The 23,369-nt window shown below is 69.1% G+C and carries 22 protein-coding genes and 1 riboswitch; of the genes, 13 read left to right on the top strand and 9 right to left on the bottom strand.

Annotated features, from left to right (window positions below; all coding sequences use genetic code 11):
* The first annotated feature begins 82 nt into the window (after positions 1-82).
* The gene (locus H9Y04_RS06930; RefSeq protein WP_187812773.1) at positions 83-1,057 is read left to right on the top strand and encodes a carbohydrate kinase family protein; all 975 of its coding nucleotides are present in this window, start codon (positions 83-85) and stop codon (positions 1,055-1,057) included.
* A 9-nt stretch (positions 1,058-1,066) separates the two neighbouring features.
* Here the strand turns inward: H9Y04_RS06930 and H9Y04_RS06925 are convergent, their stop codons facing one another.
* On the bottom strand, positions 1,067-2,446 hold the full coding sequence (locus H9Y04_RS06925; protein ID WP_187812772.1) for a cysteine desulfurase/sulfurtransferase TusA family protein: 1,380 nt from the start codon (positions 2,444-2,446) through the stop codon (positions 1,067-1,069).
* A 312-nt stretch (positions 2,447-2,758) separates the two neighbouring features.
* On the opposite strand from H9Y04_RS06925, the gene ctaC reads away from it, so the two are divergent.
* The 4 genes from ctaC to H9Y04_RS06905 all read left to right on the top strand — a co-directional run bounded on the left by ctaC (position 2,759) and on the right by H9Y04_RS06905 (position 7,239).
* Positions 2,759-3,718 (top strand): aa3-type cytochrome oxidase subunit II, encoded by a 960-nt coding sequence (ctaC, locus tag H9Y04_RS06920; protein WP_187812771.1) that lies wholly within the window; start codon positions 2,759-2,761, stop codon positions 3,716-3,718.
* Positions 3,715-5,460 (top strand): aa3-type cytochrome oxidase subunit I, encoded by a 1,746-nt coding sequence (ctaD, locus tag H9Y04_RS06915; RefSeq protein WP_187812770.1) that lies wholly within the window; start codon positions 3,715-3,717, stop codon positions 5,458-5,460. The genes ctaC and ctaD overlap by 4 nt, the downstream gene beginning before the upstream one ends.
* Complete coding sequence (locus H9Y04_RS06910; protein ID WP_187812769.1) at positions 5,457-5,855, top strand: cytochrome c oxidase subunit 4; 399 nt, start codon at positions 5,457-5,459, stop codon at positions 5,853-5,855. Before ctaD ends, H9Y04_RS06910 begins: the two co-directional genes overlap by 4 nt.
* 139 nt (positions 5,856-5,994) lie before the next feature.
* Positions 5,995-7,239: a L,D-transpeptidase gene (locus tag H9Y04_RS06905; RefSeq protein ID WP_187812768.1), complete on the top strand. Its 1,245-nt coding sequence runs from the start codon at positions 5,995-5,997 to the stop codon at positions 7,237-7,239.
* A 106-nt stretch (positions 7,240-7,345) separates the two neighbouring features.
* Here H9Y04_RS06905 and H9Y04_RS06900 read toward each other — a convergent pair whose 3' ends face one another.
* The gene (locus H9Y04_RS06900) at positions 7,346-7,747 is read right to left on the bottom strand and encodes a response regulator (RefSeq protein ID WP_187812767.1); all 402 of its coding nucleotides are present in this window, start codon (positions 7,745-7,747) and stop codon (positions 7,346-7,348) included.
* 168 nt (positions 7,748-7,915) lie between these two features.
* Here H9Y04_RS06900 and ctaE point away from each other — a divergent pair, with 168 nt between their 5' ends.
* The 6 genes from ctaE to H9Y04_RS06870 all read left to right on the top strand — a co-directional run bounded on the left by ctaE (position 7,916) and on the right by H9Y04_RS06870 (position 15,064).
* Entirely contained in the window at positions 7,916-8,536 is a 621-nt protein-coding gene (gene ctaE, locus H9Y04_RS06895; RefSeq protein ID WP_165332102.1) for an aa3-type cytochrome oxidase subunit III, read from the top strand.
* A gap of 85 nt (positions 8,537-8,621) precedes the next feature.
* Positions 8,622-9,431: a cytochrome bc1 complex diheme cytochrome c subunit gene (gene qcrC / locus H9Y04_RS06890; RefSeq protein WP_187812766.1), complete on the top strand. Its 810-nt coding sequence runs from the start codon at positions 8,622-8,624 to the stop codon at positions 9,429-9,431.
* Positions 9,428-10,480 carry a cytochrome bc1 complex Rieske iron-sulfur subunit gene (qcrA, locus tag H9Y04_RS06885; protein ID WP_187812765.1) on the top strand — a complete coding sequence of 351 codons (1,053 nt, stop codon included), beginning with the start codon at positions 9,428-9,430 and terminating at the stop codon, positions 10,478-10,480. Before qcrC ends, qcrA begins: the two co-directional genes overlap by 4 nt.
* A complete protein-coding gene (gene qcrB, locus H9Y04_RS06880; RefSeq protein ID WP_187812764.1) occupies positions 10,477-12,111 on the top strand; it encodes a cytochrome bc1 complex cytochrome b subunit in 1,635 nt (544 codons plus the stop codon). The genes qcrA and qcrB overlap by 4 nt, the downstream gene beginning before the upstream one ends.
* Before the next feature lie 119 nt (positions 12,112-12,230).
* The gene (trpD, locus tag H9Y04_RS06875) at positions 12,231-13,295 is read left to right on the top strand and encodes an anthranilate phosphoribosyltransferase (protein WP_187812763.1); all 1,065 of its coding nucleotides are present in this window, start codon (positions 12,231-12,233) and stop codon (positions 13,293-13,295) included.
* An 85-nt stretch (positions 13,296-13,380) separates the two neighbouring features.
* A riboswitch (SAM riboswitch) is annotated at positions 13,381-13,498 on the top strand.
* 174 nt (positions 13,499-13,672) lie between these two features.
* Entirely contained in the window at positions 13,673-15,064 is a 1,392-nt protein-coding gene (locus H9Y04_RS06870) for an aminotransferase class V-fold PLP-dependent enzyme (RefSeq protein ID WP_187812762.1), read from the top strand.
* 3 nt (positions 15,065-15,067) lie between these two features.
* Here the strand turns inward: H9Y04_RS06870 and H9Y04_RS06865 are convergent, their stop codons facing one another.
* From H9Y04_RS06865 to H9Y04_RS06835, 7 genes are all read right to left on the bottom strand, one after another.
* A complete protein-coding gene (locus tag H9Y04_RS06865; RefSeq protein WP_187812761.1) occupies positions 15,068-16,222 on the bottom strand; it encodes a glycerate kinase family protein in 1,155 nt (384 codons plus the stop codon).
* Between the two features lie 71 nt (positions 16,223-16,293).
* A complete protein-coding gene (locus tag H9Y04_RS06860; protein WP_187812760.1) occupies positions 16,294-17,751 on the bottom strand; it encodes an SLC13 family permease in 1,458 nt (485 codons plus the stop codon).
* An 84-nt stretch (positions 17,752-17,835) separates the two neighbouring features.
* The gene (locus H9Y04_RS06855) at positions 17,836-18,501 is read right to left on the bottom strand and encodes a response regulator transcription factor (protein ID WP_187812759.1); all 666 of its coding nucleotides are present in this window, start codon (positions 18,499-18,501) and stop codon (positions 17,836-17,838) included.
* Positions 18,498-19,964: a sensor histidine kinase gene (locus H9Y04_RS06850; protein WP_187813071.1), complete on the bottom strand. Its 1,467-nt coding sequence runs from the start codon at positions 19,962-19,964 to the stop codon at positions 18,498-18,500. The genes H9Y04_RS06855 and H9Y04_RS06850 overlap by 4 nt, the downstream gene beginning before the upstream one ends.
* 172 nt (positions 19,965-20,136) lie before the next feature.
* Complete coding sequence (locus H9Y04_RS06845; protein ID WP_187812758.1) at positions 20,137-20,412, bottom strand: small hydrophilic protein; 276 nt, start codon at positions 20,410-20,412, stop codon at positions 20,137-20,139.
* A gap of 79 nt (positions 20,413-20,491) precedes the next feature.
* The gene (locus H9Y04_RS06840) at positions 20,492-20,773 is read right to left on the bottom strand and encodes an Lrp/AsnC family transcriptional regulator (protein WP_165332092.1); all 282 of its coding nucleotides are present in this window, start codon (positions 20,771-20,773) and stop codon (positions 20,492-20,494) included.
* On the bottom strand, positions 20,770-21,555 hold the full coding sequence (locus H9Y04_RS06835; RefSeq protein WP_187812757.1) for a rhomboid family intramembrane serine protease: 786 nt from the start codon (positions 21,553-21,555) through the stop codon (positions 20,770-20,772). Before H9Y04_RS06835 ends, H9Y04_RS06840 begins: the two co-directional genes overlap by 4 nt.
* 170 nt (positions 21,556-21,725) lie before the next feature.
* Between H9Y04_RS06835 and H9Y04_RS06830 the strand changes: the two genes are divergently transcribed.
* Both H9Y04_RS06830 and H9Y04_RS06825 read left to right on the top strand, forming a co-directional pair.
* A complete protein-coding gene (locus H9Y04_RS06830; protein WP_093609527.1) occupies positions 21,726-21,965 on the top strand; it encodes a hypothetical protein in 240 nt (79 codons plus the stop codon).
* A 33-nt stretch (positions 21,966-21,998) separates the two neighbouring features.
* Positions 21,999-23,345: an NYN domain-containing protein gene (locus tag H9Y04_RS06825; RefSeq protein WP_187812756.1), complete on the top strand. Its 1,347-nt coding sequence runs from the start codon at positions 21,999-22,001 to the stop codon at positions 23,343-23,345.
* Positions 23,346-23,369 lie beyond the last annotated feature (24 nt).

Raw genomic sequence — 23,369 nt, 5'->3', positions numbered from 1 at the left:
CCGGTCGATCGGTTCAGAGATACGGGGACTTCCCGGTAGCGTGAGGTGTCAACCCCAGCCCACGCGCAGGAGACTCAACGTCGTGCGTATCGCAGTCACCGGCTCCATCGCCACCGACCACCTGATGACCTTCCCCGGCCGTTTCGCCGACCAGTTGGTCGCGGACCAGCTGCACACGGTCTCCCTCTCGTTCCTCGTCGACAACCTCGACGTCCGCCGGGGAGGCGTCGGAGCGAACATCTGCTTCGGCATGGGACAGCTCGGCACCGCCCCGATCCTCGTCGGCGCCGCGGGCTCCGACTTCGACGAGTACCGCGCGTGGCTCGACCGGAACGGCGTCGACACCGCATCGGTCCGTATCTCCGAGACCCTGCACACGGCCCGTTTCGTGTGCACCACGGACAAGGACCACAACCAGATCGGCTCCTTCTACACGGGCGCGATGAGCGAGGCCCGGCTGATCGAGCTGAAGACCGTCGCCGACCGCGTCGGCGGCCTCGACCTGGTCCTGATCGGCGCGGACGACCCGGAGGCGATGCTCCGCCACACCGAGGAGTGCCGTTCCCGCGAGATCCCCTTCGCCGCCGACTTCTCGCAGCAGATCGCGCGGATGAACGGCGACGAGATCCGCACCCTGCTCGACGGCGCCACGTACCTCTTCTCCAACGAGTACGAGAAGGGTCTGATCGAGTCCAAGACCGGCTGGAGCGACGAGGAGATCCTCGGCCGCGTCGGCCACCGCGTCACCACGCTCGGCTCGCGCGGCGTGCGCATCGAGCGCGTCGGCGACCAGCCCATCGAGGTCGGCTGCCCGGAGGAGGACGCCAAGGTCGACCCGACCGGCGTCGGCGACGCGTTCCGCGCCGGCTTCCTGTCCGGTCTGTCCTGGGGCGTCTCGCACGAGCGCGCCGCCCAGATCGGCTGCATGCTCGCGACCCTGGTGATCGAGACGCTCGGCACCCAGGAGTACACGCTGCGCCGCGCCCACTTCATGGACCGCTTCACCAAGGCGTACGGCTTCGACGCGGCCGCCGAGGTCAAGGAGCACCTCGCGTAAGGACGGGTTTCAGACGAGCCGGCGGACCACGTAGGCCCAGCCTCGTTCCGCCGGCTCCTCGCCCACGTACTCCTGGCCGCGCAGATGGCACCACGCGCGGATGTCCAGCTCGGCCACCTCGTCGTCCGAGAGCACGGTCACGGTGCCGCCGACCGCCACCTGCCCGATCGCCTTTGCCAGCTCGATCACCGGCAGCGGACACCGCTTCCCGAGCGTGTCGAGCACCAGCTCCTTCAGCCCCGGTGACGCCGCCGGCCCGACGGGCGCCCCGAGCTTCTCCCGTACGGAAGCGACCGCGCCGGGCAGCACCGCGAGAAACCGCTCCACGTCCTCGCCCGAAGTCCCCGGCGGCAGCGAGATGCGCACATTGCCCTCGCTCAGCACCCCCATCGCCTTGAGCACATGGCTCGGCGTCAGCGTGGAGCTCGTGCACGACGAGCCGGACGACACCGAGAACCCGGCACGGTCCAGCTCGTGAAGGAGCGACTCGCCGTCGACATAGAGGCAGGAGAACGTGACGATATGGGGCAGCCGCCGCTCGGGATCGCCCACGACCTCCACATCCGCCACCAGCTCCGGCACCCGCGCCCGGATCAGCGCCGTCAACTCCCGTAGCCGCACCGCCTCTTGAGCGGCCTCCGTACGCACCGCCCGCAGCGAGGCCGCCGCCGCCACGATCGCCGGCAGGTTCTCGAACCCGGGCGCGCGCCCCGACTCCCGCTCGTCCACCGGACCTTGTACGGAGAAGCGCACTCCCTTGCGTACGGCCAGGAGACCGACACCCGCGGGACCGCCCCATTTGTGCGCACTGCCGGCCAGGACCGACCAGTCGCCCTCCACCGGACCCCAGGCGAGGGACTGGGCGGCGTCCACGAGCAGCGGCACCCCCGTGGCCCGGCAGACCTCGGCGATCTCGGCGACCGGCTGCACCGTCCCCACCTCGTGATTGGCGGACTGCAGACACGCTAGGGCGGTGTCCTCGCGCAACGCCCGTACGAACAAGGAGGCGTCGACCCGACCGCCGCGGTCCACGGGAATCTCCGTCACCGAACCGCCCTGCCCCTCATGGACGGCGGCCGAATGGAGCACCGCGGAATGCTCCACCGCGGACACGATCAAGTGACGCCCGGCGCGCCGCCGTCCGGCAAGGACCCCCGCCATCCCGGTGTGCAGCGCCTGCGTACCGGAGGCCGTGAACACCAGCTCGTCCGGCCGGCAGCCCACCGCATCGGCCGCCGCCTCCCGTGCCGCGTCGAGCAGCAGCCGGGCCCTGCGGCCCTCGCGGTAGAGCCGGGCGGGGTCGGCCCAGCCCTCGTCGAGCGCGGCGAGCAGGGCCTGCTTGGCGACGGGGTGCAGGGGAGCGGAGGTAGCGGCATCGAAGTACGGCACGTCCTCACGCTACCTGCGCCGCACGTCCGTACGAGGGGTTGCAGCTGCACAAGCCCCGCGCCTGACCAGGGGTCCGCCGACTTACTGTCGGTATCAGTCGAGGGACCGTCAGTTGCCTGTTCAAGGGCGGTTTTCCATCCCTTCGGGTCGTGCCTCGGCGCGTTGGGCACCCTCCCCGCGCGACCCCAAATAGCGTCCAGTAGGGTTTGGTCCGCATAAACATCCAAACCCCTGCCCGTACACGGGCCGGTGCCCGACCAAGCATCACGGACGAGCCCGGTCGAGCGGGCGAGACTCTCGGGAAGGCGCTACGTGAGTCCCAACGGCTCCGACCGCTCGTCGCGGCGCCCGATGCGGCGGAAGCTGCCGCAGGTGCTGACTGCGGGCCTCATTCTTGCAACCGCTACCGGTTGCACCTACGAGGATTTCCCCCGCCTTGGAATGCCCACCCCTGTGACGGAGGAGGCTCCTCGGATCCTCTCCCTCTGGCAGGGCTCATGGGCGGCCGCGCTCGCCACCGGCGTGCTCGTCTGGGGCCTGATCCTGTGGAGTGTCATCTTCCACAGGCGCAGCCGCACCAAGGTCGAGGTTCCTGCGCAGACCCGGTACAACATGCCCATCGAGGCGCTGTACACGGTGGTTCCGCTCATCATCGTCTCGGTGCTCTTCTACTTCACGGCACGCGACGAGACGAAGCTTCTCGCTCAGTCCGAGAAGCCTGCTCACACGATCAATGTGGTCGGCTTCCAGTGGAGCTGGGGCTTCAACTACGTCGAGGACGTGCCCGGTGTCACCGGTGACGCCAAGACGGACAAGAACCTCAAGGACATCCCGGACAAGTACCGCGAGGCGTTCCCCGCGAACGCCGGCGGTGTCTACGACATCGGTACCCCGGGCACCCGGAACCCGCAGAACAACAACCCGGGTCCGACCCTGTGGCTGCCGAAGGGCGAGAAGGTCCGCTTCGTGCTGACCTCGCGCGATGTCATCCACTCCTTCTGGGTCGTGCCGTTCCTGATGAAGCAGGACGTCATCCCGGGCCACACCAACGTCTTCGAGGTGACCCCCAACAAGGAGGGCACCTTCATGGGCAAGTGCGCCGAGCTCTGCGGCGTCGACCATTCCCGAATGCTGTTCAACGTGAAGGTCGTTTCTCCCGAGCGGTACCAGGAGCACCTGGAAGAGCTCGCGAAGAAGGGCCAGACCGGGTACGTCCCGGCCGGCATTGAGCAGACGGACAATGCCAGGAACTCGGAGAAGACCCAACTGTGAGCATCCTCAACGAGCAACCAAAGGGTGCCGCCGAATCCGACGACTCGTATGAGAACGAGATCCCGGTCCGGCGCAGGCAGCCCGGCAACGTCGTGGTGAAGTGGCTGACCACCACCGACCACAAGACGATCGGCACGCTGTACCTGGTCACGTCGTTCGCGTTCTTCTGCATCGGCGGTCTGATGGCGCTCTTCATGCGCGCCGAACTGGCCCGTCCCGGCACGCAGATCATGTCGAACGAGCAGTTCAACCAGGCGTTCACGATGCACGGCACGATCATGCTGCTGATGTTCGCGACGCCGCTGTTCGCGGGCTTCGCGAACTGGATCATGCCGCTGCAGATCGGTGCTCCCGATGTGGCGTTCCCGCGGCTGAACATGTTCGCCTACTGGCTCTACCTGTTCGGCTCGCTGATCGCCGTCGGCGGCTTCCTCACCCCGCAGGGTGCGGCCGACTTCGGCTGGTTCGCCTACAGCCCGCTGTCGGACGCCGTCCGCTCGCCGGGCATCGGCGCCGACATGTGGATCATGGGTCTGGCCTTCTCCGGCTTCGGCACGATCCTCGGTTCGGTCAACTTCATCACCACCATCATCTGCATGCGCGCGCCCGGCATGACGATGTTCCGTATGCCGATCTTCACCTGGAACGTGCTGCTGACCGGTGTTCTGGTCCTGCTCGCCTTCCCGGTGCTCGCGGCCGCGCTGTTCGCCCTGGAGGCGGACCGCAAGTTCGGTGCCCATATCTTCGACGCGGCCAACGGCGGCGCGCTGCTATGGCAACACCTCTTCTGGTTCTTCGGACACCCAGAGGTGTACATCATCGCCCTGCCGTTCTTCGGCATCATTTCCGAGATCATCCCGGTCTTCTCGCGCAAGCCGATGTTCGGTTACATCGGTCTGATCGGCGCGACGATCGCGATCGCGGGTCTGTCCGTGACGGTGTGGGCGCACCACATGTACGTCACCGGCGGTGTGCTGCTGCCGTTCTTCTCCTTCATGACGTTCTTGATCGCCGTGCCAACAGGCGTGAAGTTCTTCAACTGGATCGGAACGATGTGGAAGGGGTCCTTGAGTTTCGAGACCCCGATGCTCTGGACCATCGGCTTCCTGATCACCTTCACCTTCGGTGGTCTGACCGGTGTCATCCTGGCCTCGCCCCCGATGGACTTCCACGTCTCGGACTCGTACTTCGTGGTGGCGCACTTCCACTACGTGGTGTTCGGCACCGTCGTCTTCGCGATGTTCGCCGGCTTCCACTTCTGGTGGCCGAAGTTCACCGGCAAGATGCTCGACGAGCGCCTCGGCAAGATCACCTTCTGGACGCTGTTCGTGGGCTTCCACGGCACGTTCCTGGTGCAGCACTGGCTCGGTGCCGAGGGCATGCCGCGTCGTTACGCGGACTACCTCGCGGCCGACGGCTTCACCGCCCTGAACACGATCTCGACGATCGCGTCCTTCCTGCTCGGTATGTCGATCCTGCCGTTCATGTACAACGTCTGGAAGACGGCGAAGTACGGCAAGAAGGTCGAGGTCGACGACCCGTGGGGCTACGGCCGCTCGCTCGAGTGGGCCACGTCCTGCCCGCCGCCGCGGCACAACTTCCTCACGCTGCCGCGTATTCGCTCCGAATCCCCGGCGTTCGATCTGCACCACCCGGAGATCGTCGCGATGGAGCAGGAGCAGCTGGCCGCCTCCGGCCACGGTGACAAGGCCCTCGCGGGCGGCAAGGAGGCAGGCAAGTGAAGGTCCAAGGCAAGATGTTCATCTGGCTGAGCGTCTTCGTGCTCGGCATGGCGATCGTCTACGGCGTGTGGTCCAAGGAGCCGGCCGGCACCACGGCTCTGTTCCTGGCCTTCGGCCTGTGCATCATGGTCGGCTACTACCTGGCCTTCACGGCCCGGCGCGTGGACGCCATGGCGCAGGACAACAAGGAGGCCGATGTCGCGGACGAGGCCGGCGAGGTGGGGTTCTTCTCCCCGCACAGCTGGCAGCCGCTCGCGCTCGGTGTCGGTGGCGCGCTCGCCTTCATGGGCGTCGTCTTCGGCTGGTGGCTGCTCTACTTCTCGGCCCCGATCATCCTGATCGGCCTGTGGGGCTGGGTCTTCGAGTACTACCGCGGTGAGAACCAGAACCAGTGACGCGTTAGCACGCTGATCGAAAAGAGGGGCCCGGACACTCCGTCAGGAGTCGTCCGGGCCCCTCTTTTGCAGCAGTTTGGGCTTCTCGTACGGAGCACTCCGCGCGCCGTCGCTGACAAACCTTCATAGCGTGTGCTGCATGAGCCACTCACCGCGAATGCGCACGGTATTGAGCTGCACCCTTCTTGTGGCCGCGCTTGCCGCGGGCGCCACGGGCTGCGGTTCCGACGGCCACCCGCTCTCGGCGAAGCCCTATGACGCGGCCGGCCAGATCGCCTTCAACGGGCCCGCGGGCTCCCAGAAGGCCGACCCGGACAAGCCCCTCGAAGTCACCGCACAGGGCAAGGACGGACGGATCACCGACGTCACCGCCACGGATTCGCTGGGCCGTTACGTAGCCGGTGAGCTCGCCGCCGACGGCAGCCGCTGGCACTCCACGTCGCCGCTCGCCGCCGGCGCCGCCTACACGGTCAAGGTGAGCACCGAGGACGAAGAGGGCTCGCCCGGCCGCAAGGTCCTCACGTTCGAGACCCGCGACGCGGCCAGGAAGGGGCGCCTGGACGTCGAGTTCGGCCCCGAGGCGGGCCAGTACGGCGTCGGGATGCCCGTCACCGCCAAGCTGAGCAAGCCCGTCACGGACAAGAAGGCCCGGGCGATCGTCGAGCGTTCCCTGGAGGTCCGCTCGGAGCCCGCCACGGAGGGCACCTGGCACTGGTTCGAGGACGACAAGCTCCACTACCGCCCGAAGGACTACTGGCCCGCCAACGCCAAGATCTCCGTCTCCTCGCACCTGGAGGGCGTGAAGATCGACGACAAGCTGTGGGGCGGCGAAGGCAAGCCCCTGAAGCTCACCACGGGCAGCAAGATCGAGGCCGTCGTGGACGCCGGCGCGCACTACATGACGGTCTACCGCAACGGCGAGGAGATCAACTCCGTGCCGGTCACCACCGGGAAGCCCGGCTGGGAGACGCGCAACGGCACCAAGGTCGTGCTCGGCAAGGAGTACGTGGTGCGGATGACCAGCCGCGCCATCGGCGCCGCCGAGTTCTACGACAAGCAGGTGTACTACGCGACCCGCCTCACGGACACCGGCGAGTACGTGCACGCCGCGCCCTGGTCGGCCGGCTCGCACGGCTACGCCAACGTCAGCCACGGATGTGTGGGAATGAGCACAGGCAACGCCGCCTGGTTCTACGGGATCGTGCAGCCCGGCGACATCGTGCGCACCATCAACAGCTACGGCGAGTACCTGCCGGCGTACGGCAACGGCCTCGGTGACTGGAACATGGAGTGGAAGGACTGGCTGAAGGGCAGCGTCGTCAACGCCGGTCTGCGCGAGGGCCAGACCCACCACGACGAGGCCAGGCTGCGCCCGTCCGTGTGACGCGGGGCCGGGTCGGACGTGACCCTAACGCGTGACATGACGTGAGCCCGTACGGAGGTCCGTACGGGCTCAAGTGCGTTCTGTGCCAAGGGAGATCGGGCGGCGGTCAGGCCTCGACGGACAGGCGCGAACGCAGCAGCGCGGCCAGTGCGGAGGCGAACTCCACGGGTTCGACCGGCAGGGTCACCGCGGCCTCGGCGCGGCTCCAGGTGGCCAGCCAGGCGTCCTGCGGGCGGCCCATGAGGAGCAGCACGGGCGGGGCCTTGAAGATCTCGTCCTTGATCTGCCGGCACATCCCCATGCCGCCCATCGGCACGGCCTCACCGTCGAAGACGCAGACGTCGATGCCGCCCCGGTCCAGCTCCTTGAGGACGGCGGCGGGCGTGGCGCACTCGATGAACTCGACCTGGGGAACGTCCGCGGCCGGCCTGCGACCGGTCGCCAGCCTCACCTGTTCGCGGGTGTTGGCGTCGTCGCTGTAGACCAGGACCGTGGCGGTCGACTGCATGGTTCCTCCGTGGGAAAGGCCGTACACCGTTGCGCGGATGCTACTCCGTCAAACACCCCGTCAACACCGGTACGCAGAGGCCTTCGATGGGCCATCCGGGCTGGACATCGGGCGCGAACACTCCGAACGGCACCCCCCGGAGTGAGTGCCAGATAAGCGACCGACATAATGTCGGTCGTGGCGACAGCAACGACAGTAGAAACCGGGCACGCGCACCCGTCGGTCAATCGGCCGAACCTCACCAGCGTCGGAACCATCATCTGGTTGAGTTCCGAGCTGATGTTCTTCGCGGCCCTCTTCGCGATGTACTTCACCCTGCGTTCGGTGACGGGTGCCGAGCACTGGAAGGAAATGGCCTCGAGCCTGAACTTCCCCTTCTCGGCGACGAACACCACGATCCTGGTGCTCTCTTCGCTCACCTGCCAGCTCGGCGTCTTCGCCGCCGAGCGCGGGGACGTGAAGAAGCTCCGGATGTGGTTCATCGTGACCTTCATCATGGGCGCGGTCTTCATCGGCGGTCAGGTCTTCGAGTACACCGAGCTGGTCAAGCACGAGGGTCTCTCGCTCTCGTCCGACCCGTACGGCTCGGTGTTCTACCTGACCACCGGCTTCCACGGCCTGCACGTGACGGGCGGCCTCATCGCCTTCCTGCTCGTACTGGGCCGTACCTACGCGGCTCGCAGATTCACCCACGAGCAGGCGACCGCAGCCATCGTCGTGTCCTACTACTGGCACTTCGTCGATGTCGTGTGGATCGGCCTCTTCGCCACGATCTACATGATCAAGTAGCCGGGCCGAAGAACCCGCAAGCCGGGCCGAGACCCGAACCCTTTCCGAAGCATCGACGCAGAAGATCCTGACACCGGGGTAATCCGTGAAAAAGCTCTCCGCACGACGACGCCATCCGCTGGCGGCGGTCGTCGTCCTAATCCTCGCGCTGGCGGCCACCGGGGGGCTGTACGCCGCGTTCGCGCCGGCGGACAAGGCGCAGGCCGAAGAAACCTCCCAGTCCCTCGCGATCGAGGAGGGCAAGAAGCTCTACTCGGTCGGCTGCGCCAGCTGCCACGGCACCGGTGGCCAGGGCACCACTGACGGTCCGTCGCTCGTGGGCGTCGGCTCCGCCGCGGTGGACTTCCAGGTGGGCACCGGCCGTATGCCGGCCCAGCAGCCCGGCGCCCAGGTGCCGAAGAAGAAGAACATCTACACGCAGGCCCAGATCGACCAGCTGGCCGCGTACATCGCCTCCCTCGGCGCCGGTCCGGTCACCCCGACGGACAAGCAGTACAGCCCGGAGGGTGCGGACATCGCCAAGGGTGGCGAGCTGTTCCGCACCAACTGCGCGCAGTGCCACAACTTCACCGGTGAGGGCGGTGCCCTGACGAAGGGCAAGTTCGCGCCGAGCCTTGAGGGCGTCAGCCCCAAGCACATCTACGAGGCCATGCAGACCGGCCCGCAGAACATGCCCTCCTTCCCCGACACGACGATGCCGGAGAAGCAGAAGAAGGACATCATCGCGTACCTTGACGCGGTCAACGGTGAGAAGACGGAGAGCCCCGGCGGTCTCAAGCTGGGCGGGCTCGGCCCGGTCAGTGAGGGTCTGTTCGCCTGGATCTTCGGTCTCGGCGCCCTGATCGCCGTCGCTGTGTGGGTCGCCGCGCGGACCGCAAAGGCCAAGAAGTCATGAGCAGCCAAGACATTCCAGAAGAGAACCTGCCCGTAGCGCAGGCCGACGGCGCCGACCTGGAGAAGCACGGGGACAACCCGTTCGCCGACCCCGGACTGCCGCCCCATGAGCACCGCATCCAGGACATCGACGAGCGGGCCGCCAAGCGCTCCGAGCGCACCGTGGCGTTCCTGTTCACGCTGTCGATGCTGGCCACGATCGGCTTCATCGCCTCGTACGTGGCGTTCCCGGTCGACAAGAGCATCTACGTCTGGCCGATCGGGCACATCAGCGCGCTGAACTTCGCCCTGGGCATGACCCTCGGTGTCGCGCTGTTCTGCATCGGCGCGGGCGCGGTCCACTGGGCCCGCACCCTGATGTCCGACGAGGAGATCGCCGACGAGCGGCACGCCATCGAGGCGCCGCCCGAGGTCAAGGCGAAGGTACTCGCGGACTTCAAGCAGGGCGCCAAGGAGTCGGCGATCGGACGGCGCAAGCTGATCCGCAACACCATGTTCGGTGCGCTGACCCTGGTCCCGCTGTCCGGTGTCGTCCTGCTGCGTGACCTCGGTCCGCTGCCGGAGGACAAGCTCCGGCACACGCTGTGGGCCAAGGGCAAGCTGCTCGTGAACCAGAACACGAACGAGCCGCTGCGTCCCTCGGACGTGGCCGTCGGTTCGCTGACCTTCGCCAAGCCGGAAGGCCTGGAGGAGCACGACCACGACTTCCAGACCCAGATCGCCAAGGCCGCCCTGATGATCGTCCGCATCGAGCCGGACGACATCAAGGACAAGCAGGAACTCGAGTGGTCCCACGAGGGCATCGTGGCGTACTCGAAGATCTGCACCCACGTGGGCTGCCCGATCTCCCTGTACGAGCAGCAGACGCACCACGTCCTCTGCCCGTGCCACCAGTCCACCTTCGACCTCACCGACGGTGCCCGAGTGATCTTCGGTCCCGCCGGCCACGCCCTGCCGCAGCTGCGCATCGGCGTGAACGAGGAGGGCTACCTCCAGGCGCTTGGCGACTTCGAGGAGCCTGTCGGTCCTGCCTTCTGGGAGCGCGGATGAGCACCACAACAGCTTCTTCTACGGAAAAGCGCAAAGCACCCGCCGGCGAGCGGGTTGCCGACTGGGCCGACGGCCGCCTCGGGATCTACTCCCTGGCCAAGGCCAACATGCGGAAGATCTTCCCGGACCACTGGTCCTTCATGCTCGGCGAGATCTGCCTCTACAGCTTCATCATCATCATCCTCACGGGTGTGTACCTGACGCTGTTCTTCCACCCGTCGATGAACGAGGTGGAGTACCACGGCAGCTACGTGCCCCTGCAGGGCCAGCTGATGTCCGAGGCGTTCAACTCGACCATGCACATCTCCTTCGATGTGCGCGGTGGTCTGCTGATCCGTCAGATCCACCACTGGGCGGCGCTGATCTTCGTCGCGGCCATGCTCGTGCACATGATGCGCGTGTTCTTCACCGGCGCGTTCCGCAAGCCGCGTGAGGTCAACTGGCTGTTCGGCTTCCTGCTGCTGGTCCTCGGCATGTTCACCGGCTTCACCGGTTACTCGCTGCCGGACGACCTGCTGTCGGGTACCGGTGTCCGCTTCATGCAGGGCGCGGTGCTCTCGGTGCCGATCGTCGGTACGTATCTGTCGATGTTCCTGTTCGGCGGAGAGTTCCCCGGCGGCGACTTCGTGGCCCGGTTCTACTCGGTGCACATCCTGCTGCTGCCGGGCATCATGCTCGGCCTCGTGGTGGCGCACCTGATCCTGGTCTTCTACCACAAGCACACCCAGTTCGCGGGTCCCGGCAAGACCAACAAGAACGTGGTCGGCATGCCGCTTCTGCCCGTGTACATGGCGAAGGCCGGCGGCTTCTTCTTCCTGGTCTTCGGTGTCATCGCGGCCATCTCGGCGCTCGCCTCGATCAACCCGATCTGGGCGCTCGGCCCGTACCGTCCGGACCAGGTGTCCACCGGTGCACAGCCCGACTGGTACATGGGCTTCTCCGAAGGCCTGATCCGTGTCATGCCGGGCTGGGAGATCAACCTCTGGGGTCACACGCTCGTCCTGGGTGTGTTCATCCCGCTGGTCATCTTCCCGCTGGTGCTCGTGGCGATCGCGGTCTGGCCGTTCATCGAGTCCTGGGTCACCGGCGACAAGCGTGAGCACCACATCCTGGACCGCCCGCGCAACGCCCCGACCCGTACGGCCTTCGGTGTGGCCTGGCTGACCTGGTACTTCGTGCTCCTGATCGGTGGTGGAAACGACCTCTGGGCGACCCACTTCCACCTGTCGATCAACTCGATCACCTGGTTCGTCCGGATCGCGTTCTTCGTGGCCCCGGTCATCGCCTTCATCATCACCAAGCGGATCTGCCTCGGCCTCCAGCGCCGCGACAAGGACAAGGTGCTGCACGGACGCGAGTCCGGCATCATCAAGCGCCTGCCGCACGGTGAGTTCATCGAGGTGCACGAGCCGCTCAGCCAGGAGCAGCTGCACACCCTCACCGCGCACGAGCAGAACAAGCCGCTCGAGCTCGGTCCGACGGTCGACGAGAACGGTGTCGAGCGCAAGGTCAAGGGTTCGCAGAAGCTCCGCGCGAAGCTCTCGCAGGGCATGTACGGCGAGGACAGCCAGATTCCCAAGCCGACTGCCGAGGAGTACAAGGAGATCACCAGCGGCCACGGCCACCACTGATCTCCGTAGCTGAACGCCACGGCAGGAGCCCCGTCCACTCGCTGGACGGGGCTCCTTGCCGTACGGAGTGCTTGGCTAGGCTGAGCCCCGACCGTTTTCGTATGACACCAGGAGCGACCATGAGCGCTGTGACCCCCGCTGGAGGCGACACCACGGCGGTCCGTTCCTGGCCCGCCGTACTGAACGGGCTGCTCGACGGGCGGGACCAGAGCGCCGAGGACACGTTCTGGGCGATGGACCGGATCATGCGCGGTGAGGCCACCGACGCACAGATCGCCGGGTTCGTGGTCGCCCTGCGGGCCAAGGGCGAGACGGTGGACGAGATCACCGGGCTCGTCCGGGCGATGTACGAGCACGCCAATGTCATCGAGGTGTCCGGGCCGACCGTGGACATCGTCGGCACCGGTGGTGACGGGGCCAAGACCGTCAACATCTCGACGATGTCGTCCATCGTCATCGCCGGCACCGGGGCCAAGGTCGTCAAGCACGGCAACCGGGCCGCCTCGTCCGCCTCCGGGTCCTCCGACGTGCTCGAGAAGCTCGGGGTCAATCTGGAGCTGACGCCGCAGCGGGTGGCCGAGGTGGCCGAAGAGGCCGGGATCACCTTCTGCTTCGCCGTGAAGTTCCATCCGGCGCTGCGCCACGCGGGCGCCGCGCGCGGGCAGTTGGGCATCCGGACGATCTTCAATGTGCTCGGTCCGCTGACCAACCCGGCGCGCGTGAAGGCGCAGGCCGTGGGCGTGGCCGATCCGCGGATGGCGCCGATCGTGGCCGGGGTGTTCGCCGAGCGCGGGAACTCCTCGCTGGTGTTCCGCGGCGACGACGGGCTCGACGAGCTGACCACCACGGCGTCCTCGCGGGTGTGGATCGTGCGCGACGGTCTCGTACGCGAGGAGCGTTTCGATCCGCGGGATGTCGGCCTGGAGCTGGTGCCCGTGGAGGCGCTGCGCGGTGCCGACGCCTCGTACAACGCGGAGGTCGCCCGCAAGGTGCTCGCGGGGGAGACCGGGCCCGTACGGGACGCGGTGCTGCTCAACTCGGCCGCGGCGCTTGTCGCGTTGAACCCGACGGACGCGCCGCTCGCCGAGCAGATCAGGGCCGGGATGGACAAGGCCGCCGAGGCGATCGACTCGGGGGCGGCACGCAGGACGCTGGAGCGCTGGATCAAGGCCAGCAACTCCTGAGGTCCGTACGGATGTGACGCAGGGCGCAGTCCGGGATACGGACTGCGCCTTGCGCGTGGAAGATCTTCTGGCAAGATGCTGCACAGGTCATGAGTGACAGCGACTACGGCCCCGGCCCGCTGTCCGGCAACCCTCCGTCCGTGGCGGGGTGCCCCGGGTGAAGACCAGGCCGCAGACAACAAGGTCTGTGGCAAGCGCGGACCCCTGCACACCCTGGGGTCCTGGTCCTCAAGGGAGCAGTCTCGTGAGCAAGCGAATGCGATAGGGCGAATCCGCCCCCTTTCCGCGCACCTCTTTTCCTTCCTTCCGCGTTCTCCGCGCTCGACGCACACAGCTGCTCGCGCGGTGAATTCGCCTGCCTGCCACGGGAGTTCGCCATGTCCGCGTACCTGAACACCAACGCCAGCACCCTCGAAGCCGCCGCCGAGCCGGCCTGTACCGAGCCGCTCCAGGTCCTCGGCCGCGATGTCCGCGTCCCGCTCGTGACCGGTGGCGAAGTCACCTACGCCGCCCTGGACTACGCGGCCAGCGCCCCCGCACTGCAGCGCGTCTGGGACGACGTGGCCGCGTACGCGCCGTACTACGGCAGCGTGCACCGCGGTGCCGGGTACCTGTCGCAGCTGTCCACCGACCTGTTCGAGAACGCGCGGCGGACCGTCGAGGAGTTCCTCGACTGCCGCGACGGCGACCAGGTGATCTTCACGCGCTCGACCACCGACTCGCTCAACCTGCTCGCCCGGGCGCTGCCCGCCGACTGCCAGGTGTTCGTCTTCGAGACCGAGCACCACGCGTCGCTGCTGCCCTGGCGCGATGCCCGCGTCACCTACCTCAACGCTCCCCGTACGCCGGGGGAGGCCGTCCAGACCCTGGAGCGTGCCCTCGCCGACCGCGACCCCCACGGTCCCGCCCTCGTATGCGTGACCGGTGCGTCCAACGTCACCGGCGAGCTCTGGCCGGTGCGCGAGCTGGCGGCGGCCGCTCACGCGCACGGTGCCCGCATCGTGCTCGACGCCGCCCAGCTCGCGCCCCATCACCCCGTCTCCGTACGGGAGTTGGACGTGGACTGGGTCGCCTTCTCCGGGCACAAGCTGTACGCGCCCTTCGGGTCGGGTGTGCTCGCCGGGCGTGCGGACTGGCTGCAGGAGGCCGAGCCGTACCTCGCCGGCGGCGGCGCCTCGAAGGCGGTCGCGCGGCGCACCGACGGCGGTGTGGACGTGGAGTGGCACACCACCGCGGCGCGGCACGAGGCCGGTTCGCCGAACGTGATCGGCGCCTACTCCATCGCCTCCGCCTGCAAGGCGCTCACCGAGGCGGGCTTCGAGGGCCTGGTCGCGCGGGAGCAGGAGCTGATCGCGCGGGTCCGTACGGGACTTGCCGAGGTGCCCGAGGTGAAGGTGCTCTCGCTGTTCGGTAACGACGCTCCGCGCGTGGGCGTCATCTCCTTCGTGGTCGAGGGCTGGAACAGCTCGCACTTCGCCGCCGCGCTCTCCGCCGAGTACGGCATCGGGGTGCGCGACGGCCTCTTCTGCGCCCATCCGCTGGTGCGCACCCTGCTCGGCAGCGACCCGCAGGAGCAGGGCGAGTGCGGTGCGCCCGAGGCGGCGCCCGGTGAGAAGTCGCTGAACGCGATCCGGGTGAGCTTCGGTGCGGGCACGCCCGACGAGCACGTGGAGCGCTTCGTGCACGCCGTGCGCGAGCTGGTGCGTGAGGGCGCGAAGTGGAACTACCGGACCGAGGACGGGCGTTGCGTGCCCGACACGTCCGCCTGACTTTCATGCGGCCAGGCGCGCCCCCAGGAGCACCATCCGCAGCGCCCGCTCCGTCGCGTCCGTGAGGAACTCGCCGCCCCGGCCCAGCGCCTCCGGCAGCGATACGGGAGCGGGCAGGATGCCGCTGTAGGCGTCCACGCCCGAGGCGCGGATGTGGTGGGCGCCCTCGCCGATGGTGCCCGCGAGGACCAGGACCGGGCGGCCGGAGAGCTTGGCGCGCCGGGCCACCTCGGCGGGGACCTTGCCGCGCGGGCTCTGGAAGTCGAGCGCGCCCTCGGCGGTGAGTACGAGGTCCGCGCGGGCCAGCCGGGCGTCCAGGTCCAGGTGGTCGAGGAGGACGTCGAAGCGGGGGAGCAGCCGGGCGCCGAGTGCGGCGAGGCCGGCGCCGAGGCCGCCGGAGGCGCCGGTGCCGGGGCCCTCGCGCAGATCCAGGTCGACCGGCAGGTCACGTTCGAGCACGGACGCCCACCGGTCGAGTGCCGCCGAGAGCTCCTCGACCTGCCGGGGGCTCGCGCCCTTCTGCGGTCCGAAGACGCGGGCGACGCCGCGCTCGCCGCACAGGACGTTGAAGGGGTTGCAGGCCACGAGCAGCTCCGTGTCCTTCAGGCGCGGGTCGAGGCCGGTCGGGTCGATGCGGTCGAGTCGCGTCAAGGCGCCTCCGCCGTACGGGAGTGCGCTGCCTTCTGCGTTAAGGAGACGTGCCCCCAGGGCCTGCAGTGCACCGGCCCCGCCGTCCGACGTACCGGAATCTCCGCAGCCGACGAGGATGCGGCGTACTCCCGTGTCCAGGGCGGCGCGGATCAGTTCGCCGACGCCGTACGTGGTGGTGGCGCCCGGGTCGCGCAGGTGGTGCGGGACGAGGGCCAGGCCCGCGACGGCGGCCATCTCGACGACCGCGGTGTCCGGGCCGAGCAGCGCGAAGTGGGTGCCGACGAGGGAGCCGACCGGGCCGGTGGCCCTGGTGCGCACGAGCCGCCCGCCCGGAGTGCCCGCGGCGAGCGTGGCCGCGGTGCCCTCGCCGCCGTCCACCAGCGGGATCAGGTCGACTTCGGCCTCGGGTACGACGCGTCGTACGCCCTCGGCGATCGCCTCGGCGGCGGTCTCGGCGGAGAGGGACTCCTTGAAGCCGCTGGGGGCGATGGCGACTCGGGTGATCATGACGGGCTCCTTGGCGGGATGGGTGAGGCCTTGGAAGACGTACGGGGTGGGGGGAGTTGGGCCGGGGCGGGTCACGGCGCGAGTACGGGCACGCCGAGCAAGGGCCAGACCGCGAGGGCGAACAGGAGCACCAGCGCCGCCGTCAGCGGGGCCAGGACCGCGGACAGGCGCAGCAGGTCGCGCGGGCTGTAGGTGGGTGTGCCGGGGATGTCGGCGAAGAGCGTGACCGGCTTGGCGGACGCGGGCAGCGTGTGGCAGAACCCGGCAGCGGCGGTCGAGGCGAGTGCGGCGGCCACCGGGTTCACACCGGCGCCCACGGCGGCGACCACCACCAGCGGGACCAGGACCGAGGAGCGGGCAGAGCGGGACTGCAGGACGAGGTGCGCGGCCGTGCTGACGGCGATCACCACGCCGAGGAAGACCGCCGGGGAAAGACCGCTCGGCAACCCGCCGACCAGCCACTTCGCCGCGCCCGAGTCGGCGAGCGCGACACCCATCGCCATCGTGGCCGCCATGAAGAGCAGCAGTGGCCATGGCACGGTCTTCAGTGCGTCCTTCAGGCGTACGGTGCCGAGGGCCGGGGAGGACGCGACGACCGCGCCGATCAGCGCGACCACGGCGGGCGGCACCTGGTGCAGGGGCTCGCTGCACCACAGCAGGACCACCGTGCCGAGCAGCAGGGCGCAGCGGGTCTCCTCGGTGCTGAGCGGGCCCGTGACCGGCTGCTCGCTGTGCTCCTGTATCTGGGTCGCGGTGATCCGGACGGGCCCGGTCCGGTCCTCGCGCCGGGTCATCGTCAACAGGACGGCCTCCGCGGCCAGATGGGAGGACGTGACGGCCAGCGGCAGGCCGAGAAGCAGCCACTGGGTGAAGCCGATCTGCTCGCCGGTCGCCTCGAACAGGACGTTCACGGTGATCAGATGGGCTCCGGCGCCGATCAGCGTGGCGACCGCCGACAGCAGGATCACCGTCGGGAAGAGCAGCGCCAGCATGACGACGACCCGCTTGCGGTCACCGAGCACCTTGGCCAGGGCGAGGAACACCGGCAGCGCGAGGGCCGCGCGGCCCGAGGTCGCGGGCACCGCGAAGGCGGTGACGACCAGCGCCGCGGTGGTGAGATGGGTCAACTGCCGTACTCCCCCGCGTCCTCGGCTTCGCTCGGACAGGGGGGACCCCCCTCGTGCCCCGCTGACCAGGAACGCCGCGGCCCGGCCCGCGAGCCCGGTGCGCCGTACGGCGGCGGCGAGCACGAACGCGCAGATCAGCAGCCACACGGTCTCGTCGCCGAGCGTCCCGAACAGCGTCTCGCTGCTGATCACTCCGGTCGCGGTGAGCGCGAGCCCGGCGCCGAGGGCGATGTACGTGTCGTCGATCGGGGTGCCGATCCACGCACAGGTCGCCAGGGCGAACACCGCGAGGGTGAGGCGGGCGTCGCCGTCCAGGCCCGGGAAGTTGGTGGGGACCAGGAGCAGCCCGCAGATGCTGAGGGCCACCACGAGGGTTGCTGTCTGCCGTACGTTCAGTGTCACGGTGAACAGCGTTGTGCTCGGCGGTGAGCCCTCAATGAGCCGTGGATGAAGGAAAGTTCACCCGCCTGCCCGGTGCTCCGCCCGTCACACGGAGGGCAGCCGGTACCCCATGCCCCGCACCGTCTCCACGTGCCGCGCACCGAGCTTCTTGCGCAGCGCCCGTACGTAGACGTCGACGATGTTGGACCCGGGGTCGAAGTCGTACCCCCAGACGTGCGACAGGATCTGCTCGCGCGACAGGACCTGGCCGGGATGGCGCAGGAACAGTTCGAGGAGCACGAACTCGCGGGCCGTGAGATCGACCGTGCGGTCCTCGGCGCGAGCCCTGCGGGTGCGCAGATCGAGCGAGAGGTCACCGCTCTTGAGCAGGGTCACCTCGGGGGCGCGGGCGGCGGTGCGCAGCCGCAGCCGTACCCGCGCGAGCAGCTCCTCGAAGCGGAACGGCTTGGTCATCCAGTCGTCGGCGCCGCCCTCCAGGCCGGCCACCGCGTCGCCCACCGAATCGCGGGCGGTGAGCACGATCACCGGGACGGTGGCGCGGGCCTCGCGCAGCTGGCGCAGGACGGTGAACCCGTCCTTGCCGGGCAGTCCGATGTCCAGGACCACCAGGTCGAAGCCGCCGGTCAGCGCGTAGTCGAAGCCGGTCTCGCCGTCCGGGACGACCGTCGTGGTGAAGCCGTTGGCGCGCAGGCCCTTCTCCACGAAGGAGGCGATGCGCTCCTCGTCCTCGACGATGAGGATCCGGTTCATCGTGAACTTCCCTTTCCGTACGGGACGTAGGTGCTGCGCGGGGTGTGCGAGTCGCGCGGGACGTGCGCATCGGGGGAGTCCCGCGGACCGGAGGGACCGGATGGATCAGCCGGGCCGAACGCCAGGACGAAGGTGGCGCCGCCGCCCTCGGTCCGCCGCAGCACCACGCGCCCCCGGTGGCCCTCGGCGATCGCCTTGACGATGGACAGGCCGAGCCCGGCGCCGCCGGACGCGGCCCGTCGTGTGGTCCCGCGGCGGAACCTCTCGAAGATCAGCTCGGCGTCCTGCGGCCGTACGCCGGGGCCGGAGTCGGCCACGTACAGCTCGACGAGCGGGCCGCGCGTCCGCGAGCCGATCCGGATGGTCTCGCCCGCGGCCGTGTGCTGCACGGCGTTCTGCGCCAGCTGGACCATGGCCTGGGTGACCCGCTGCGGGTCCAACGCGGCCTCGCAGTCGGCCACTTCGGCCAGCTGCCAGTCGCGGTCGCCGAGCGTACGGGCCTTGACGTAGACATCGGCGGTGAGTTCGGCGAGCTGCACCGGCTCGGGAGTGACGAAGTCGGGCCGCTCGGCCTTCGCGAGCAGGAGCAGGTCCTCGACGATCCGGCTCATCCGGTCGAGTTCGTCGGTGACGATCCGTACCGTCTCCTCGCGCTCGGCCGGATCGTCGCCCATCAGCTCCAGGTGGCCGCGCACGATCGTGATGGGCGTGCGCAGTTCATGGCCCGCGTCGTCGACGAACTGCCGCTGCGCGGCGAAGGCCCGCTCGAGGCGGTCGAGCATGCCGTTGAAGGTCTCGGCGAGCGCGGCCACGTCGTCCTTGCCCTGCACGGGTATCCGCCGGGTCAGATCCTGCTCGGTGAGCTGCGCGGCCGTCGTACGGACCAGACGTACGGGCTTGAGGATGCGGCCCGCCACCACCCAGCCGATACCTGTCGTCATCACCAGGGCCACACCGGAGATCGCGAGCAGCACCCGGAACACCTGGTCGGCGCGCGCCTGGTCGTGTGCGGGGTGGAAGGCCACGACGAACGCGGCCTGTGCCTCCTGGCCGCGCAGCGCGACCTCGACCTTGGCCCACCGCACCTCGCCCGACGGGCGCTCGAGGGTGCCGGTGGACGCGGGGGAGTCGAAGATCTGCCGGCGGGACGCGTCGTCGTCGTAGAGGGCGTAGTCGGCGCGGACCTCGCGCTCCTGGGCGAGCCGCGCCGGGTCGGGGTCGTGCTCGCGCGCGATCAGGCCGAGCAACTCCTCGTCGGGATCGGCGTACTGGCGCTCCAGGAAGACCTTCAGGAGCTCACGCGTGTCCGTGAAGGGCTTGTTCGTCGCCGGGTCCCTGCCGACCTCGACGAAGTTCTTGAACTCGTTCGCCTCCTGGCTGAGCAGCAGGGAGACGCGCTGGTCCACATCGCGCAGGAGGATCGAGCGGGTGGTGCCCGCCACCGCCGCGAGCGCCACCGCCATCACGGCGAGCAGCCACAGGAGGATGCGCAGACGTGCGGAGAGCCGCCAGGGCGACGAGGAACGGTCCGCCGGCGCGGACCGCCCGGCCTCGGATATCCGCTCCTGCGGACTGTTGTCGCTCATCGTGCTCGAAACGTCGTCATGGGCCGGGGCCGGCCGTCGGCCGGCGGGATCACCCGTCGTCGCGGTCGTCGTCCTCGTCATCGTCGTCGTCCACCGGGGGCCGGGAGACGACCTCGTCGCTCGGGTCCGCACCGGGACTCTTCGTGCCCGCCGTCGCCGAGGGCGACGGCGAAGAAGGCGTCCCCGACGTGCTGTTGTCGAGCTCGACCTTCGGCGGCACCTTGGGGGTCTGAGGGCTGTCGGTCAGGGCGTAGCTCGTCGCGGCGATGCCGAGGGGGATCGCCACCACGGCGGCGAGGGTTGCTATGCGGTGCGAGAAAGCCATGCCCCCCAGGGTGCGCCCGCGACCCCGCGCCCAGGATGAGCCGCAGATGAAGAAGTCTTCATCTGCGCCACATGCCTCGTCAGTTGTCGAGCCCGATGGCGAAGGCCGCCTCCAGGTCGTGCTGCGAGTACGTACGGAACGCCACATGCGTGTCCGTGGCCTCGACGCCCGGGATCTTGCTGATCTTGCCGGGGATGATGTCCGCGAGGTTCTCGTGCTGGTGGACACGGACCATCGCGATCAGGTCGTACGTGCCCGTCACCGAGAACACCTCGCTGACGCTGTCGAGGGCGGCGATGGACTCGGCGATCTCCGGGATCCGGTCCACGCTGGTCTTGATGAGCACGATCGCGGTGATCACGGCTGACTGTCTCCCTCGCTGGCCGGCGCCCTGTGCCCGGCGGGCCCTTTCACTTTAGACGTACGGGAAGGACGGCGATCCTTGCGTGCATAACGGCCCCACGCGTAGAGGAACCCCAGCGAGAAGCCCGCCAGATGTGCCAGATACGCGACGCCCGGACCGTTCTCGGCGCGCTGCGCCGCCAGCCACTGCAGCGTCACCCAGAACGGCAGCACGATCCAGGCCGGGAAGCGCAGCGGCAGGAAGAAGAGGAAGGGCAGCAGGCTGGTGACCCGGGCCTTGGGGAACAGCTTCAGGAACGCGCCGAGCACCGCGGAGATCGCTCCGGACGCCCCGACCAGGGTCTGGGTGGAGCCGGCGTTGGCCAGCGCGTACACGAACAGGGCCAGTGCGCCGCAGCCCAGATAGAACAGCGCGAACTGCAGATGCCCGAGCCGTTCCTCGACCATGCCGCCGAAGACGTACAGGAAGAGCATGTTGCCGAGCAGATGCAGCCAGCTGCCGTGCACGAACAGCGCGGTCACCGGGGTGATCGCGGCCCGCGGCGAGCCGCTGAGCAGCTCGGCCGGGATCACGCCCCAGCGCGCGAAGAAGGTGCGCTGCGCGGCGAGGAGTGCGTCGCCGGTGCCGTACGCCGGATTGAGGCCCGCGGCGGGGGAGAGGACGAACACCGCGCAGCACAGGGCGATCAGGCCGTACGTGACCAAGGGGCCGCGCCCGGAAAGGATCCGCGCGGCCGATGTGCGCAGGCTCTGGCCGACCGCTCCGGGCTTGGTGATCATGCACAGATCCTGACGGAACGGGACCGATGTGCATAGACCGCCTCGCCGGTGTGATCAGCGTCCGAACTCCGGGCGGCGTCCGCACGGCACCCCGCCAGGCCGTAGGGTTACGGGGAGTGCGATCCCTTGCGGATCCGATGCGAAAGCCACCCGAAAGGCGCCCCGCCACCATGACGGTTCCCCTGCCTACCGCCGAGACCCGCTGGCGCTGCACGCTCTGCGGCAACCTCACGCGCTTCGACGTGACGCGTTCCTCGAAGGTCGTGGAGTACGTCCATCTCGACCTGGCCGGTGAGCCGAAGGTGGAGGAGCGCGAGGTGGTCAGTGAGACCATCGAGTCGGTGCGGTGCCGCTGGTGCAACGCACAGGACCAGGTCGAACTGGTGGACAGGCCGGGCGCGGGCTCCTGAGGAGTTCCGCCCCCACGGAATTTGGGGTGACGGATGGTGGAGAACCAGGGCGGGGAGCCGGGCGACGGCGCCGCTGAGGTGCTCGACCGCCCGCTGCCCGAAGGTGTACGGCGCAGAGTCATCGCGCTCACCTCGGAGGGCTTCGGCTCCCTGACGATGACGGAACTGCCCGCGCAGCTGCGCCAGTACGCGCGGTTCACGCCGTCGCGGCGGCTGAAGTTCGCCGGCAATGCGATGGCCTCGGCGCTCGAGTCCGACCCGCTGTTCCGCCAGCGCATCGGCGAACGCTTCAGAGAGACCCAGCCCGAGCTCGCCGGCGCCCTCGACTCGGGGTCGCCGCCGCCGGCCGCGGATCTGCTCGATGTGGCGGCCGCGGCCTATGTCCTTCGTCCCGTCGGCTGGGTCAAGCTGGTCACCGCCGCGGGTGAGGAGGCGCAGCGCGCCGAGTCCGAGCGGGCCGACGAGGAGACCAGGGCCGAGCTCGACCGGCTGCGCGCGGAGCTGGCCGCCGCCCAGGAGCACACCCGCACCGAGACCGAACGGCTGCGCTGCGAGCTGGAGTCGGCGAAGAAGGAAGCCGAATCGCTTCACCGCAAGCTGCGCAGCGCGGTCAGCGACGTCAAGCGGGGCGAGGCCGCGCTGCGCAAGGCGCAGGCCGAGTTCGACGCCCAGCGTGCCGAGGCGCACACCGCGCAGTCCGCCGCCGAGAGCGAGTCGCGGCGGCTCAAGGCCCGGCTCGCGGAGGCGGAGTCCGCCCTGGAGGCCAGCCGCAAGGCGGTGCGCGAGGGCCGGTCGATCGAGGACATGCGGGTGCGGCTGCTGCTCGACACCCTCCTGGAGTCGGCCCAGGGCCTGCGCCGTGAACTCGCGCTGCCGCCCGTGGACGTACGGCCCGCCGAGACGGTGGACGCGGTCGAGCCCGGCCGGATGTCGCCCAAGGACATCGCGGCACGCGCCCTGTCCGAGGCCGATCCGGCGATCCTCGACCAGCTGCTCGCGCTGCCGCAGGCCCATCTCGTGGTCGACGGCTACAACGTGACGAAGACGGGCTATCCCACCATGCCCCTGGAGAAGCAGCGGCTACGGCTGCTCGGCGGCCTCTCCGCGCTCGCGGCGCAGACCGGCGCCGAGGTCACCTGTGTCTTCGACGGGGCCGAACTGGCCGCGCCCGTCCTGCTCGCGCCGCCGCGCGGAGTGCGGGTGCTGTTCTCCAAGCCCGGCGTGACGGCCGACGAACTGATCCGCCAGCTGGTGCGCGCGGAACCCCCGGGACGGCCCGTGACGGTGGTCTCCACGGACCGGGAGGTCGCCGACGGGGTGGCCAAGGCCGGGGCGCGTCCCGTGCCCTCTGTGATGCTCCTGAAGCGACTGTCGCGCTGAGTCACGCGCTTGCGCAGGGATCGG

The sequence above is a fragment of the Streptomyces polyasparticus genome, from assembly GCF_014493765.1.
GTDB classification, from domain to species: Bacteria; Actinomycetota; Actinomycetes; order Streptomycetales; family Streptomycetaceae; genus Streptomyces; species Streptomyces polyasparticus.
This window is presented reverse-complemented; position numbering and strand designations above follow the sequence as displayed.

Excerpts from the sequence above, each read along its gene's own strand:
- H9Y04_RS06905 (WP_187812768.1), top strand. The coding sequence starts at position 5,995 with ATGAGCCACTCACCGCGAATGCGCACGGTATTGAGCTGCACCCTTCTT.
- H9Y04_RS06900 (WP_187812767.1), bottom strand. The coding sequence starts at position 7,747 with ATGCAGTCGACCGCCACGGTCCTGGTCTACAGCGACGACGCCAACACC.
- ctaE (WP_165332102.1), top strand. The coding sequence starts at position 7,916 with ATGTCGGTCGTGGCGACAGCAACGACAGTAGAAACCGGGCACGCGCAC.
- qcrA (WP_187812765.1), top strand. The coding sequence starts at position 9,428 with ATGAGCAGCCAAGACATTCCAGAAGAGAACCTGCCCGTAGCGCAGGCC.
- qcrB (WP_187812764.1), top strand. The coding sequence starts at position 10,477 with ATGAGCACCACAACAGCTTCTTCTACGGAAAAGCGCAAAGCACCCGCC.
- trpD (WP_187812763.1), top strand. The coding sequence starts at position 12,231 with ATGAGCGCTGTGACCCCCGCTGGAGGCGACACCACGGCGGTCCGTTCC.
- H9Y04_RS06870 (WP_187812762.1), top strand. The coding sequence starts at position 13,673 with ATGTCCGCGTACCTGAACACCAACGCCAGCACCCTCGAAGCCGCCGCC.
- H9Y04_RS06865 (WP_187812761.1), bottom strand. The coding sequence starts at position 16,222 with ATGATCACCCGAGTCGCCATCGCCCCCAGCGGCTTCAAGGAGTCCCTC.
- H9Y04_RS06855 (WP_187812759.1), bottom strand. The coding sequence starts at position 18,501 with ATGAACCGGATCCTCATCGTCGAGGACGAGGAGCGCATCGCCTCCTTC.
- H9Y04_RS06850 (WP_187813071.1), bottom strand. The coding sequence starts at position 19,964 with ATGGCGGTGGCGCTCGCGGCGGTGGCGGGCACCACCCGCTCGATCCTC.
- H9Y04_RS06845 (WP_187812758.1), bottom strand. The coding sequence starts at position 20,412 with ATGGCTTTCTCGCACCGCATAGCAACCCTCGCCGCCGTGGTGGCGATC.
- H9Y04_RS06835 (WP_187812757.1), bottom strand. The coding sequence starts at position 21,555 with ATGATCACCAAGCCCGGAGCGGTCGGCCAGAGCCTGCGCACATCGGCC.
- H9Y04_RS06830 (WP_093609527.1), top strand. The coding sequence starts at position 21,726 with ATGACGGTTCCCCTGCCTACCGCCGAGACCCGCTGGCGCTGCACGCTC.
- H9Y04_RS06825 (WP_187812756.1), top strand. The coding sequence starts at position 21,999 with ATGGTGGAGAACCAGGGCGGGGAGCCGGGCGACGGCGCCGCTGAGGTG.